This is a genomic window from Corynebacterium sp. (genome assembly GCF_030532715.1).
In the GTDB taxonomy this organism is placed as follows: domain Bacteria; phylum Actinomycetota; class Actinomycetes; order Mycobacteriales; family Mycobacteriaceae; genus Corynebacterium.
On the sequence record NZ_JAUNKO010000006.1, the window covers coordinates 140,981 to 154,038 of the forward strand.

The window sequence follows — 13,058 nt, forward strand, 5'->3', positions numbered from 1 at the left end:
GACGTCCGCGCCCACCCGTGTGATTCGTCACGCTTGGCGCCGCTGTGCTGCACCTGTGAGGCAAACAATGCTGGTCCACGCCGATGCGTTGCCTCCCGCGTAAATCCGGAGTGCCCAAGATGAGAAAACCCGAAGCGTGGGGGAATCTTAGGGTGTGTCTGGGCGTGTCGCGGGGTTAAAGATCCATAAGTTGGCGGATTTCTTCCGGCAATTCCTCTTGCGAGGTGATCTCAGGGCCGTCATATTCATTGAGGATTTCGTAGACCCGCACACGGTCCTTACTATCCAGCAGCGGCAGTTCTTGGGCCATCAGCATGGTCATGAAATTATTCAGCGGTGTGGTGGTGTTTTCTGCGGCGATATGCGGCGCGGGAGCCTTTTTTTTGAACAAGCCAAACATGGCCATAACACTACCTCGACTATCGTGGCCAATATGAACACAACTCGTATCGCTGGAGCAGGGCTTGCAGCCGTCATCACAGCACTTCCTGACTATGTTCACAACGCCTGGGTGCGGCGCGCGCTGACAGCATCGCTGATCGCCGGCGGCATCTACATGATCAACACTGATGAAAACCCAGACAACGACATCACCTGGGATCGCCTCGAACTCGATGGCACCGAGGACGGGCCGGTCACCACGTGGCTGAAAATTGGTGGCGTAGCTACCGCGCTGTATGCCTCCGCAAAGGCGGATGCGATGCTGGCGAAAGGCCTGCGTAAGGTAGGTATCCGCAAGCCGTACACCGTGCTCGGCCTGGTGGCGGGTGCTGTGGTCTACGATGCGTCGGCGGCATTGGTTGCCAAGTAGCGCCTGAGACACCTTGGGCGAGAAATTTACTACCCTGGCTTGTATGATGCGCCGCGCACCAAGAACCGCGCTGCTCCATGCGGAACTTGTCCACCACGATGGTGCAATTCAACGCACTGTCGGCGTAAATGATTCGCTTACGCTTGCCGAAGTCGCCGGCATTTTGCGGATTTGCTTCAATCTCGCAGGGAATCCGCCGTGGTCATTCCACGACGCTTCTGAAGTGGTGGACCCCAATAGTTGCCTTTCCGCCTACCCAACACTGCGTTTTGTGTGGGGGCTGTGGAACATCGAGCTGGAAACGCTGGAAACGTACCCGCGTGATCAAGGCACCCCACGCGCATTGTGCATCGCCGGCTCCGGGGCACTTGCCGGGGGCTTCAACCCTAGCGAGATCAACGAGCTGCTCACCGGCAAAGCCACCACTGAGGCCGTTCTGCGCCGCGTGCACCCCGAGGTTGCTTCGGTAATTGAGCGCTCCCGTATCCGGGACTTTGTGTCCCTCTTGCAGGCCCTTGACCTCCCTGCGCCGAACGACGCCGCGGATACCCGGTCCAGTACGCTGCCGTTGGAGGAAGACGCCGCAGGCCGAGACGCATTCTGGTCACTGATCTTGGCCTTGAGTTGCTTGAGCGGGCCGCAATTGACGGACCACATTGCGGAAACCACGATGGAGGCCCTCGGATGGGTCGACGACGATGATTCACGGCTTTCCGCGGACGGCATTCGCGCATTGTGCGCCGCCTCGTTGCAGGAATTACAACGCATTATTGGCGGCTCTGTGGTGGAACGCTTGGATTGCTACCGTGATCTGCTGCGCGCACCGCATAGCGCGGCGGATTGCGGCTGAACGTGTAGCATTTTCAGGCGTGACCGAAGTTTCAATGAGCAACCCGCCCAAGGAGTTAGGCGCCCGCACCCAAGCAACACGGTTCATTATCTCCGGCGGTATCGCCGCGGTAGTGGACCTGGGTCTGTCGTACCTGTTCCAGATCGTCTTAGGTTTCGGCCCTGGATTGTCTCGCACGGTCGGGTTTATCTTCGGAACGCTCACCGCTTATATGATCAACCGCCGGTGGACTTTCCAGGCGGAAGCATCCTCGAAACGCTTCCTCGCTGTGGTGCTGCTCTACACCATCACGTTCTGGGTCAACGTCGGCGGCCACAAGTTGTTGTTCTACCTATTGGACGGCACACTCAGTGAAAAAGCGGCGTTTATGCTGGCGTTTTTGATCTCCCAAGGCACCGCTACGGTGATTAACTTCCTCGTTCAGCGCCTTGTGATCTTTAAGGGATCCAGCCGCCAAGGCTAGTCGCGTGCGGGAACCCAACTACGGCCGGTCGAAGCGCTCTCGGCGCCCCATGCGGTGAAGTTTCAGCCATTCGCGGAAGCCCGCGATGTCGCGACGCTGCACGAGGAAAAACCACGCAAACCGGGCGTATTCCTGCGGTAGCAGCTGGCGCATCCCCGGTTGGTTCATGAGGTAGCCCCGGTTACGGTAGGTGAAAAAGCGCTTGTTGGGGTTGTCCGGGTATTGGGTATGCATTCGCCCGCCCAGAATAGGTTTGAACTCGTCGGAGCCGTCCGGGTGCAGGTACGCCGTGGTGAGGCATGTGCCAAAGGGGAGCCCAGAGCGCACCAGTCGGCGGTGGTATTCCACTTCATCGCCGCGGATAAACAGCCGGAAATCCGGCACCCCGATACGCTCCATGGCGTGGGCGCTGAGTAATGCCCCATTAAACAAAGAAGCGATTCCCGGCAGGAGATCGTCGTTCGGGTCCGTTGGGTTCACCAGTTCGGAGCGCCACCTGCGCCACGCCACCCCGCGCCGTAGGGGAAATGCCAATCGCTCTGGGGTTTCGAGGTTGCAGACCACCGGGGAAACCTCTTCAAGGCCGTGCTTTTCCGCGCAGTGTTGCAGCGTGGCCAGTACGTTTTCGTCCTCTGGGCGGCCGTCGTCGTCGGCGCACCACACGGCGTCTGCGCCGAGCGCGAGCGCGGTGAGGAAGCCGTAGGCAAAGCCGCCCGCCCCGCCCAAATTGTGCTTGGAGGGCAGGTACACGGCGCGGTCTCCGGCCACTTCGCGCACCAAGGTTTCCACTGCGGGTTCGCAACCGTTATCTACGACGATGATCCAGTGCACTGCTCGGGTTTGCGCCGCAAGTACACGCAGCGAATGCTCCAGCAGTTCAACGCGCCGATGCGTCACCACGACCGCCGCAACCTTATCAGTGGAGGAGAGAGGCATGCGGTCATTGTCCCACACCCCGCTTTTCGACGCCGCGCCACGCCCCCGTGCGTCCGCTACCCCCTCGCTTTCCTCGCTCGGTGATCCCCAACAACGCAGGACAAAGTGAATTTTGCACAACCTGTGGGGTTTCTGTGGGCACCCCCGTTGCTGGCTGTGAGCATCGGCTCAGAAATTTGTGCTCTTTACACTAGGTTCCCATGAGGGCAAACACTGTGATCAGCCGCCGCGGGTTCCTGCGCACCGCGGGGACGTTCGTGTTGCTTGGCGGGCTTGGGGCCTGCGCCCGCAGCCACGTGGAAGATCGGGTTGCCAGGCCCACTTCTGAAAGCAACGCTCTCACCGTATTTGCCACTACGGCATTTCTTGGGGATATCGTGCGCAACGTTGTGCCCGAGGCGGATCTGACGGTCATGGTGGGTTCGGGCGGCAATGCGCACACGTATGAACCCAATACTCGCGATCTCGCTGGCATCCAGTCCTCGAAGGTAGTGCTGTGGATGAGCCCGCAGCTGGAGTCCTTGATGGACGAGCAATTGGAGGCTCAAGATCCCCGCCAGTTCGCGGTCATGCAAGCGGTGACGGATGTGGACGCGTTGTTGTTGCCCACCGAGAAGACGTGGCTGGGTGACACCCGAAGCCAAGCCTTGGTGGCGGATCCGCACGTGTGGATGAGCCCGCCGATGTGGAAGCCCGTGGTGGAGGCTGTTGCCGAAAGAATCATTGCCGCCGCCGATCCGGGAAAGGCGGATTCGTACCGCAACAACGCTGACATCTATCTGCGGCGTATCGATGAGCTCGACACCTACATTCAGGACCAAGTCGCGGCCATCGATGAGGACTCTCGTGTGCTGATCACCGGCTATGACGGCTTTCAGTACTTTGGCAAAACCTACGGCTTCGAGGTGCACTCGGTGCAGCCTTCCGTGATCGAACGCACCGATGACACCGCAGCCACCGCTGTCGCCGTTACGTCCACGACGCCCGCGCCGGACGCGGCGCCGATGAGTGAGCGGGCTAAGGCACTCAGCGACCTAGTCATGGACCGCCACGTGAAAACCCTGTTCGCGGATAATATCGCTGGCAAGGAAGATGTTGACGCCGTGCGGCAGGCGGTCCGCGCCCGCGGCGGGCAGGTGGCGGTGGCGGATCGTGAGCTCCTTGTCGGGTCATTGGGGCGTACGGCACCACTCGACGGATACATTGGCGCTTTACGCTACAACGCCGACGTGTTGCGGGCCGGACTCGAGGCGAAAAAGTCGCACGCTTAGCAAGTTTATTTCGCGATTATGTACACGAGCTGGTAAGCGCCCCCATAATCGTAACTATGAGTACCGCATTGCTTGTTATCGATGTCCAAGAATCCTTCCGCAATCTGCCGAGCTGGGAAAACATCGCGGACCCAGATCTGGCCACTAAGGTCGCTAAGCTGGTCGAGCACGCACGCATGAAGAAGCACTTCGTGGTGTGGGTGCTGCACGCAGACCTCGGCACCAAAGGGCCGTTCGACCCCGCCAGCGGCTTTGTGCAATTGCAGCCCGGGCTTGAACCCACCGGTGGGGAACCTGTGATTACCAAAACCAGCCATAATGCCTTCACCACCACGAACCTGCAGCAAATGCTGACATTCCGGGGCATTGACACCATCCAAGTTGCCGGAATCCGCACCGAGCAGTGCGTAGAAACCACCGCGCGGCTCGCCTCCGACTTGGGCTATGAGGTGGAGTTCATCCGGGATGCCACCACCACACACCCCATCCCAGTGCGCGGACAAGAGGATCCAATCTCCGCGGAGGAAATCATTGAAAGAACCTGTGCCGTATTGTCCGGCAGGTTCGCCAAAGTGGTTACTATTGCCGACGTTTTGGCTCGTTAAGCCTGGTTAAGTGGTGCATAAGAAGGGCATTCAGGTGGCGTTGTGCCAAATCCCCAGTGCCCTTGTTTAGTCGCTCTCCAAAGTGGTTTCGTTGGGGGCTTTTGATTGGCTCGTTTCCAAGCGCTCTTCTTCCATGCGCTGCATGAGCCGCCGCACGTGGTCAGCGGCGCCTTTACCCTCATAAGCCTCAACAATGTCATCCACTGCTCCCGCCTGGCGGATTTCCCCGTGATCCACCCACAAGGCGGAGTCGCACAACTGAGCCAAAAAGTCATTGGAGTGTGAGGCGAATACCAGGATGCCGGAGCGTTCCACCAGCTCCTGCAGCCGGGCCCGAGCCTTGGCCATAAACGCCGCGTCTACGGCGCCGATGCCCTCATCGAGCAATAGGATTTCCGGTTCGATGGAGGTGACTACGCCCAGGGCGAGACGGATGCGCATGCCTGTGGAGTAGGTGCGCAGCGGCATGGATAAGTATTCGCCCAGCTCGGAAAACTCCGCGATCTCATCCATTTTTTGCTTCATTTGTTTCCGCGTCTGCCCGAGGAACAACCCACGGATAATAATATTCTCATACCCGGATATTTCCGGGTCCATGCCCACGCCTAAGTCGAACACGGGGGCGACGCGGCCGTCGATAAGCGCGGAGCCGCGGGTGGGTTCGTAAATGCCGGAAAGTAGCCGCAGCAGGGTGGATTTGCCTGCACCGTTGTGCCCGACAAGCCCCACGCGGTCGCCTTCCCGCAGGTGAAGGTTAATATTTTTCAGTGCCTCCACAACAACAACGTTGTCTGCGTTACGGCCGATCACGCCGCCAGCCGCGCCGAGGAACGCCTTTTTCATGGAGCGGGACTTCGCATCAAAGATCGGAAAGTCCACGCAGGCGTTGTAAGTATCAATGGCAACCATCTGAGTTGTTCCTCCGTACACTAAACCCAATAACTGACGCGGAAACGCCACTGCTTCATGGCCAGCAACGCCAACAATAAGCCGAACGCGGTGCAGCCGAGAACAACCCACCAGTGGTATGCGGGCAAGTCAACACCAATGAGTGGGGCGCGAACTACCTCCATGTAGTGGTACAAGGGATTCAGCTCCGCGAGGCGGGCCCGCGACTGAATTTCGCCACCTTGTTCCTTGAGGGTTTGGGTGGTCCATACGATGGGGGTGACGTAGAAAAGTAGCTGCGTCAGTGCCTCCAAAAGGGGGGATACGTCGCGGTAGCGTGTGGCGATGACGCCAAAGAACATCGCCACCCAAACCCCGTTCAAAATAAGCAGGAAAAGTGCCGGGAATGCGAGAAGTACCTGCCACCCCAAGGCTCGCGGGAACACTAGCATAAGCACTACCCAAATAACCATGTTGTGTGCCAAGAAAAGGGTTTGTTTCCAGACCAGCCTGTACACGTGAACAGACAGTGCTGAGGGTAATTGTTTAATCAGCCCTTCGTTGTCTATGAAAATGTCAGACCCTTCTTTGATGGCGCCCGAGATAAAATTCCACATGATCAAACCAACGGTCACGTGTGGAAGAAACTCTGCTACCGGAATTTTGAACAGTACCGAATACAGCAACCCGAGCGCCAACGCCATCACACCGGTGGCGATAGTAATCCACAGGGGTCCAAGAACACTTCGGCGATAACGTTGTTTAATGTCCTGCCAACCTAACTGCAGCCACAACTCATGCTGTCGAAAACCATTCACCAGGTCTGACCATGCGGCATGAAAAGTCTTTGATTGGGATGTGGGTGCGTGAGCAGGATCGATCTGCGTAATTCGATCGATGTCTTCCTGCCGAAACCTCGGCGATGCTAGTTCTGACACAAAGACCACCCTAGCTGGATAGTCGCGCAAATCGAGTGAAGCAGGCATACTAGGTGGGTATCTTCGCACGGCAAGGAGTGAGTAACAGATGGTGTTTGACGTGGCCCGAGTACGCGGGCTCTACGTCTCCTTGAGTGACGGTTGGACCTACCTCAACGCTCATGAGAGCCCCCAGATACCTGAAAAGGTTTCCGGCGCTGTAGCGCGATCCTTCCGTATGGCTCCGTCTGTTGCGCAGGTTGAGCCTTCCACAGGGTCGCATTCTCGTTCGCAGGAACGGGGGCGACCGCTGGGTAAGAGTTTCGCGGCGTCGGCACGCTGGGCAATCGCTGATTTGGTCGGGGCTTCCGCGGATTGCGTGGTGCTGGGCCCCAGTTTGGAAGTGCTGTACCGCTCGCTTGCCGACGCCCTGCCCTTCCGCTCCCACAGCGTCGTCCTCTCGCAGGCAGACTCCCGCATCTTGACCAATCCGTTTCGGCGGTCCGATACCCAAGTATCTTGGGCGCAACCCGACTTGGGGACCGGGGATTTGCCGGACTGGCAATTCCGCAGCCTGATCACTGGGGGTACTCGGCTGGTGTCGTTCGCCGCCGCGCACCCCTACGTCGGGGCCGTGGTGCCGGTGGAGGAGATCAGCAACATCGTCCACGAACGTTCCCGCGCGTGGGTCTTGGTGGATGCCACCGCCGTCATTGGCTATCGGCCAATCGACATGGATGCCTGGGGTGTGGATATCCTCGCCTTCGACTGCGCCGCAATGGGCGGGCCGAACGTCGCCGCCTTGGTGTTCCGCGACACCTCCATGTTCCCACGCCTCACGGCGCTGCAGGATGGCCTAGAAGGTCCCCAAAAGCTCGAACTCGGACGAATGTCGCCCGGACTGCTCGGCGGTGTAGCAACCCTTGTGGATCACATGGCCGATTTGGATGAAGACGCGCTCGGGAAACGCCGGCGTCGACTGCACGTGAGCATGCAGGAACTGAACTCCTACCTGAGGTCGCTGAACAACTACGCCATTGAATCGCTACGCGGCCTGTCCCGCGTGCACCTCGTGGGCATCTCCGGCGAGGCCGCCGAATACGGCGACGTAGGTCGCATCGACCGCGTACCTCGCCTCACCTTCGTGGTGCACAACGTGCCCGCTGATACGGTGCAGCAACGCCTCGCAGCCAATGGTTTGGTCACCACCGTCAGCCCCAGCGACCCCCTGCTCAACGCAATGGGCGTGGCAGACGCGGGTGGCGCCGTGACCATCGGGTTGGCGCCATTTAACACCACAAACGACATCGACCAATTAACGCGGGTAGTCGCATCCCTCGCGTAAGCCAGGGTGTTACCCCTCGGTCACCGATAAGATGACCTTGCCCGTGACCTCGCCGGACGCGAGCGCGGCGTGGGCAGACGCGGCGTCGGCAAGCGGGTACGTGGCGTGAATGTGATGGGTAATCGTGCCGTCAGCAAGTAGCGGCCACACGTTTTGCACAGTCTCCGCCACAATATTCGCCTTATCCGACAAATCTCGCGCCCGCAATGCCGTCGCGGAAATCGAACCACGCTTCGTGAGCAGGCGCGCAATATTCAATTCGCCTTTCACTCCGCCCTGCATCCCGATGATCACCAAGTGCCCATCCATAGCAAGCGCACGCACATTCGCGTCCAAATATTTTGCGCCCATGATGTCCAAAATGACGTCAGCCTTATTTTTCATCACCTCGGCGAAATCGTCCTCGCGGTAATTGATCAAAATATCCGCGCCTAAACGCCGGCACGTTTCCAGCTTCTCCGCAGAACCGGCAGTTACCGCCACCGTGCAACCCAACGCCTTGGCCAACTGGATGGCAAACGTGCCGATGCCGCCCGCGCCGCCATGAATCAGTACCGTTTGCCCATGGCGCAGATTCGCGCGCATGACCAGGTTCGACCACACCGTGCACGCAACCTCCACGATGCTGGCGGCCTGTTCGAACGAATACCCCTCCGGCAACGGCATGAGCTGCCCCTCCGGGACGGCCACATACTCCGCGTAACCGCCGCCAGCCAAGAGGCAAGCCACCCGATCCCCCTGAGCGTAGGCAGTGGTGCCGGGGTTTTCGATCACGCCGGCACACTCCAAACCCATGATCTCGCTCGCGCCAGGTGGTGGCGGGTAATGGCCGGCGGCCTGCAACAAGTCACCACGGTTCACGCCGGCGGCGTACACCTTGACAAGTGCCTCGCCCTCCGCGAGCTGCGGAGGGTCTACCTCCGTCAAAGTGAGAGAAGTTTTGTCACCGGGGTCCGCTAAAGTAATCGCCTTCATGGGTACCAGGCTAGGTTAAAATCGTGCACTCCGGGGGCAATCAGGTAAACTAAAGCGCGCTGCCAAACAACGGTAGCGATGGAAGTATGGCAGAGCGGCCGAATGCACTCGCCTTGAAAGCGAGCGTCCCGTGAAACGGACCGGGGGTTCAAATCCCTCTACTTCCGCAAACACTCCCTAGGGCAGTGGTGAACTGGGGATGGTTGTGGCGTGGGCGGACTCACCGGAGGTGATTGCTTCCCATGCGGCGATGAGCTGGTCCATTTCCGTCGGCGTGGTGACCGTGACGCGGATGCCTTCGGGGAAGCAGCGCACGAGGATTTTGTGGTCCGCGAAGTACTCGGCGATGTCCGCCGGGCTTTCTGGTAACGAGGCGCTAGGTAGCCAAACGAAGTTTGCTTGAGAATCGGGGGTTCCTAGCGCCGTGGATACACGATCGCGTTCGAAAATGACTTCGTTGGTGCGGTGAAGAATTTCGTCATAGGCGTCGAGGGAAGCGAGTGCTCCGGCCTGGGCGATGCTGTTCACCCCGAACGGGATGGCCACTTTGTTCAGGGCGGACATGATGTTTGCAGGGCCAAACGCGTAGCCCACGCGAGCGCCAGCCAAGCCGAACGCCTTGGAAAAAGTTCGCAGGCCTACAAGGTTTTTGTGATTGCGAATCAGGGTGTGGGCAAGGGGAGTATCCGTAGTGCGAAGGTACTCAAAATACGCCTCGTCCAATGCCACGATGACGTCTGCGGGTACCGCAGCCATGAATTCCTGAAACTCCGCCTCGGTAACAACCGTGCCCGTGGGATTATTTGGATTGCACACGAAAATCAAGCGAGTGTTCGAGGTAATGGCGGCGGCCATTGCTGCGAGATCCATACGGTGATCCGAAGTCAACGGCACTGGTACCGGGGTAGCGCCCGCCACCTGGACGAAAATGGGGTAACCCTCAAAGCTGCGCCACGGGAACACCACCTCATCGGAAGCATTCGCACAGGTGATCTGGACTAGTTGTTGGCACAACGCCGAAGACCCGCAACCGACGGCAACCTGGGAGGCGGGCAGGTCGAGGCGGGAGGCGAGGGCGTCGATAAGCGCGGTGGAGGTCATATCCGGGTAGCGGTTCGTCTGCGTCGCCGCCGCCTGCATAGCCAACACTACGGACGGCAGCGGCTGGTACGAAGACTCATTGCTAGACAGCTTCAGGGCACCCTGCATGCGGGAGCCGGGCACATAATCAGGAAGGGCGGCGAGGTCAGCGCGAATCATGCTGCAACCATACCGCGTGGCCTTGGTATTTGGTGCTGGCTGGACCCGGTGGGTAGGATGATGAAGTCTCGCATTGAGCATGGAGGCGTGCCAGAGCGGCCGAATGGGACTCACTGCTAATGAGTTGTCTTCTTAACCGAGGACCGGAGGTTCAAATCCTCTCGCCTCCGCCAACATCAATGTGAGCAAAGCGCCCGTAGCTCAACGGATAGAGCATCTGACTACGGATCAGAAGGTTAGGGGTTCGAATCCCTTCGGGCGCGCAGATTCCAACCCCAACTTTGACGCGAGTTTGAGTTGGGGTTTTGTGGTGTGTAGGGGAGCTCTTCAGTTCTAGTGACCAGTAATCAAGTTCTTTGGGGAAAGCCTCCGGGGATCGCGCTGATGAGCTGGCTAACTATGTGCGTCGATACATTGTGCCGCGGCTTCACTGTGGGCGAGGGCAGCGTTAAGTTCGCGTGAGCACGTGGCTGAAATCCATCAATGTGTATTGCACTGCGCAGACTATTCGGAAGGCCCGCTTCGTGGGGTTTCGTTGTGCTCCGGTGAACGATAGATCGCTTGCAACCCGTCGCTGCTGAGAAGTGTTTCGATCGCTACCGCAGGCAGTCCAAGACGGCTAATGTGGGGATTCTCAGGGCCGTGGTTTCGGGTTTGCCCGCGCAGCCTCCCCCCAATTAGGGGCGTATTATGTGGTTCTTCGGAAGCCATCCGCACCCCGCGCGGGCGGGTGTGGCGCACGTGCCTAAGGCCAAGGCGGCAGAAAACAGGTGGTCACGGGCATGGCGGATGCCAACTGTACTGCGAAACTAATGTTACTTGCATCAACGTGCTGGTATCACGTCGGTGAGGCGAACAGTGAATTGATCATATGGTCCGACCACGGCAATTGAACGTTGTAATTTTGAATTAGGTTGCGCTGTCCAAGGGTATACGAAGAAGTTGTTTGGCTGCACTTGAGGCGGCGCTACCAAGGCTTGGCCAAGGTGCCTACCCGGCAGCGTATGAAGATTGCTCGGAAAGGCGCCCGCAAGGAACCAACAGAGGAAAAAATTATGAGTACAGAAGCAACTAGTGAATCTCCCACGATTGACGCGGACAAGCTTGAGGACGGTTCCCATGATGTCAGTGCGTGGCCGCGCCAGGCGGCGGGGTTAATCGGCGGCATTATTGTCGCCTTGTTGGTGTATTTTTTCTTTCCAGCTTCCGCAGCGGATTTGGTGAATCAAGCGGCTAACGACTCAGAAGCTTCGTTTAGTTATGAGGCGATGCGCATTACCGCGGCGACGGCCGTATTGATGGGCACGTGGTGGATGACGGAATCTATTCCGCTTGCTGCCACGGCGTTGGTGCCGCTCGTGGTGTTTCCCGTCCTCCAGGTGGTGAAGTTTGATGAGATTGCCACGCCGTACGCTTCGCCGACGATTTTCCTGTTTATGAGCGGTTTTATCCTCGCGCTCACCATGCAGAAGTGGAATTTGCACCGCCGGCTCGCGTTGTTGGTGGTGCTCGCGGTGGGGACGAAGCCGCGCCAGCTTATTGCTGGGTTTATGTTGGCTACGGGATTTTTGTCCATGTGGGTGTCCAATACGGCGACTGCTGTGGTGATGCTCCCTATCGGTTTGTCCGTGCTCAACCTCACCGCCGGCATTGTCGGCGGCCACGACAAGCAACGAAACTTTGCGACGTCGCTCATGCTCGCCATTGCGTATTCCGCGTCGATCGGCTCCCTCGGCACGATCATTGGTACTCCGCCGAACGCGTTGTTGGTTGCGTACCTTTCCGACAATCATGATGTGCATATCGGGTTTGCGCAGTGGATGCTTGTGGGAATCCCGCTGGCTGTGGTGTTTATGATTCTTGCCTGGTTGGTGCTCACCACTGTGTACAAGCCGGAGATGAAGACGATCCCCGGTGGGCGCGAAATCATCCAAGAGGAGCTGAACAAGATGGGCTCAATGAAGCGGGGGGAAATTCTCACCGCGATTGTGTTCTCGCTGGCCGCGTTATCGTGGATTTTCATCCCCATCGCGTTGAAGCTTACGGGCTCAAAGCTAAGCATCGCCGACTCCGCAATCGGTATGACGGCCGCGATCCTGCTGTTTATGATCCCCGTGGATAAACAAGGTCACCGCCTCGTCGACTGGCCGACTGCGGTGAAACTCCCTTGGGATGTGTTGCTGCTCTTCGGCGGCGGCTTGGCACTTTCAAAAATGTTCTCCGACTCGGGGCTTTCCCTGTACATCGGCGAGTTGGCCAAGGGTCTCGCTGTGTTGCCGATCATCCTGATTATCGTCGCGGTGACCACCCTGATTATCTTTCTTACGGAGTTCACTTCGAACACGGCAACCGCAGCGGCGTTCCTCCCGATCATCGCTGGTGTCGCTGTCGGTATCGGGTTGACCGCGAATGGGAACACCCAAAATGTGCTGATCCTGACCATCCCCGTCGCGCTCGCCGCAACCTGTGCGTTTATGCTCCCGGTGGCTACGCCGCCGAACGCAATCGCATTCGGTTCCGGCTACGTGAAGATTGGCGAGATGATTCGGGGCGGCCTGTGGCTCAACATCCTCGGCATCGCGCTGATCACCATGGCTACCTATCTGCTGGCAGTGCCAGTGTTTGGTCTCGTGCTTTAGCGTGGTAGGGTGCGCGCCATCTGGCGCGCACGGGGCTGGGCAACCGGCCCCTGACCTGGTAATTTGTTGGAGTTCCCAGGTCAGGTGTAATGTGATTT

13 protein-coding genes and 3 tRNA genes are annotated in these 13,058 nt (G+C 58.7%); 10 read left to right on the top strand and 6 right to left on the bottom strand.

What is annotated here, in order from left to right; all coding sequences use genetic code 11:
* Positions 1-175: 175 nt before the first annotated feature.
* Positions 176-400 (bottom strand): hypothetical protein, encoded by a 225-nt coding sequence (locus Q4D83_RS10450; protein WP_303175252.1) that lies wholly within the window; start codon positions 398-400, stop codon positions 176-178.
* Positions 401-433: 33 nt separating this feature from the next.
* Between Q4D83_RS10450 and Q4D83_RS10455 the strand changes: the two genes are divergently transcribed.
* Genes Q4D83_RS10455 through Q4D83_RS10465 form a run of 3 tightly spaced genes read left to right on the top strand, consistent with a single transcriptional unit; the run spans position 434 to position 2,124 of the window.
* Positions 434-811, top strand: a complete 378-nt coding sequence (locus Q4D83_RS10455) for a hypothetical protein (RefSeq protein WP_303175253.1) — start codon at positions 434-436, stop codon at positions 809-811.
* A gap of 43 nt (positions 812-854) precedes the next feature.
* Complete coding sequence (locus Q4D83_RS10460; protein WP_303175254.1) at positions 855-1,661, top strand: hypothetical protein; 807 nt, start codon at positions 855-857, stop codon at positions 1,659-1,661.
* Positions 1,662-1,695: 34 nt separating this feature from the next.
* Entirely contained in the window at positions 1,696-2,124 is a 429-nt protein-coding gene (locus tag Q4D83_RS10465) for a GtrA family protein (protein WP_303175363.1), read from the top strand.
* 18 nt (positions 2,125-2,142) lie between these two features.
* Here the strand turns inward: Q4D83_RS10465 and Q4D83_RS10470 are convergent, their stop codons facing one another.
* Complete coding sequence (locus tag Q4D83_RS10470; protein WP_303175255.1) at positions 2,143-3,060, bottom strand: glycosyltransferase; 918 nt, start codon at positions 3,058-3,060, stop codon at positions 2,143-2,145.
* 200 nt (positions 3,061-3,260) lie between these two features.
* On the opposite strand from Q4D83_RS10470, the gene Q4D83_RS10475 reads away from it, so the two are divergent.
* Both Q4D83_RS10475 and Q4D83_RS10480 read left to right on the top strand, forming a co-directional pair.
* A complete protein-coding gene (locus Q4D83_RS10475) occupies positions 3,261-4,331 on the top strand; it encodes a metal ABC transporter substrate-binding protein (protein ID WP_303175256.1) in 1,071 nt (356 codons plus the stop codon).
* Between the two features lie 56 nt (positions 4,332-4,387).
* Positions 4,388-4,936, top strand: a complete 549-nt coding sequence (locus Q4D83_RS10480; RefSeq protein ID WP_303175257.1) for an isochorismatase family protein — start codon at positions 4,388-4,390, stop codon at positions 4,934-4,936.
* 66 nt (positions 4,937-5,002) lie between these two features.
* Here Q4D83_RS10480 and Q4D83_RS10485 read toward each other — a convergent pair whose 3' ends face one another.
* Together Q4D83_RS10485 and Q4D83_RS10490 are read right to left on the bottom strand one after the other, a co-directional pair.
* Positions 5,003-5,845: an ABC transporter ATP-binding protein gene (locus Q4D83_RS10485; protein WP_303175258.1), complete on the bottom strand. Its 843-nt coding sequence runs from the start codon at positions 5,843-5,845 to the stop codon at positions 5,003-5,005.
* A gap of 20 nt (positions 5,846-5,865) precedes the next feature.
* Positions 5,866-6,810, bottom strand: a complete 945-nt coding sequence (locus Q4D83_RS10490; protein ID WP_303175259.1) for an ABC transporter permease — start codon at positions 6,808-6,810, stop codon at positions 5,866-5,868.
* Between the two features lie 40 nt (positions 6,811-6,850).
* Here Q4D83_RS10490 and Q4D83_RS10495 point away from each other — a divergent pair, with 40 nt between their 5' ends.
* Positions 6,851-8,086: an aminotransferase class V-fold PLP-dependent enzyme gene (locus Q4D83_RS10495; RefSeq protein ID WP_303175260.1), complete on the top strand. Its 1,236-nt coding sequence runs from the start codon at positions 6,851-6,853 to the stop codon at positions 8,084-8,086.
* 9 nt (positions 8,087-8,095) lie between these two features.
* Here Q4D83_RS10495 and Q4D83_RS10500 read toward each other — a convergent pair whose 3' ends face one another.
* Positions 8,096-9,061, bottom strand: coding sequence for an NAD(P)H-quinone oxidoreductase (locus Q4D83_RS10500; protein WP_303175261.1), 966 nt, complete (start codon positions 9,059-9,061; stop codon positions 8,096-8,098).
* An 80-nt stretch (positions 9,062-9,141) separates the two neighbouring features.
* On the opposite strand from Q4D83_RS10500, the gene Q4D83_RS10505 reads away from it, so the two are divergent.
* Positions 9,142-9,228, top strand: a tRNA-Ser gene (locus Q4D83_RS10505).
* 10 nt (positions 9,229-9,238) lie between these two features.
* Here Q4D83_RS10505 and Q4D83_RS10510 read toward each other — a convergent pair.
* On the bottom strand, positions 9,239-10,321 hold the full coding sequence (locus Q4D83_RS10510) for a pyridoxal phosphate-dependent aminotransferase (protein WP_303175262.1): 1,083 nt from the start codon (positions 10,319-10,321) through the stop codon (positions 9,239-9,241).
* Between the two features lie 81 nt (positions 10,322-10,402).
* On the opposite strand from Q4D83_RS10510, the gene Q4D83_RS10515 reads away from it, so the two are divergent.
* The 3 genes from Q4D83_RS10515 to Q4D83_RS10525 all read left to right on the top strand — a co-directional run bounded on the left by Q4D83_RS10515 (position 10,403) and on the right by Q4D83_RS10525 (position 12,960).
* A tRNA-Ser gene (locus Q4D83_RS10515) sits at positions 10,403-10,494 on the top strand.
* 17 nt (positions 10,495-10,511) lie between these two features.
* A tRNA-Arg gene (locus tag Q4D83_RS10520) sits at positions 10,512-10,584 on the top strand.
* A 792-nt stretch (positions 10,585-11,376) separates the two neighbouring features.
* On the top strand, positions 11,377-12,960 hold the full coding sequence (locus Q4D83_RS10525) for a DASS family sodium-coupled anion symporter (RefSeq protein WP_303175263.1): 1,584 nt from the start codon (positions 11,377-11,379) through the stop codon (positions 12,958-12,960).
* Positions 12,961-13,058 lie beyond the last annotated feature (98 nt).

Coding starts and splice junctions, on each gene's coding strand:
- Q4D83_RS10495 (WP_303175260.1), top strand. CDS start 6,851: ATGGTGTTTGACGTGGCCCGAGTACGCGGGCTCTACGTCTCCTTGAGT.
- Q4D83_RS10485 (WP_303175258.1), bottom strand. CDS start 5,845: ATGGTTGCCATTGATACTTACAACGCCTGCGTGGACTTTCCGATCTTT.
- Q4D83_RS10470 (WP_303175255.1), bottom strand. CDS start 3,060: ATGCCTCTCTCCTCCACTGATAAGGTTGCGGCGGTCGTGGTGACGCAT.
- Q4D83_RS10450 (WP_303175252.1), bottom strand. CDS start 400: ATGTTTGGCTTGTTCAAAAAAAAGGCTCCCGCGCCGCATATCGCCGCA.
- Q4D83_RS10490 (WP_303175259.1), bottom strand. CDS start 6,810: ATGCCTGCTTCACTCGATTTGCGCGACTATCCAGCTAGGGTGGTCTTT.
- Q4D83_RS10455 (WP_303175253.1), top strand. CDS start 434: ATGAACACAACTCGTATCGCTGGAGCAGGGCTTGCAGCCGTCATCACA.
- Q4D83_RS10480 (WP_303175257.1), top strand. CDS start 4,388: ATGAGTACCGCATTGCTTGTTATCGATGTCCAAGAATCCTTCCGCAAT.
- Q4D83_RS10500 (WP_303175261.1), bottom strand. CDS start 9,061: ATGAAGGCGATTACTTTAGCGGACCCCGGTGACAAAACTTCTCTCACT.
- Q4D83_RS10460 (WP_303175254.1), top strand. CDS start 855: ATGATGCGCCGCGCACCAAGAACCGCGCTGCTCCATGCGGAACTTGTC.
- Q4D83_RS10475 (WP_303175256.1), top strand. CDS start 3,261: ATGAGGGCAAACACTGTGATCAGCCGCCGCGGGTTCCTGCGCACCGCG.
- Q4D83_RS10510 (WP_303175262.1), bottom strand. CDS start 10,321: ATGATTCGCGCTGACCTCGCCGCCCTTCCTGATTATGTGCCCGGCTCC.
- Q4D83_RS10525 (WP_303175263.1), top strand. CDS start 11,377: ATGAGTACAGAAGCAACTAGTGAATCTCCCACGATTGACGCGGACAAG.
- Q4D83_RS10465 (WP_303175363.1), top strand. CDS start 1,696: ATGAGCAACCCGCCCAAGGAGTTAGGCGCCCGCACCCAAGCAACACGG.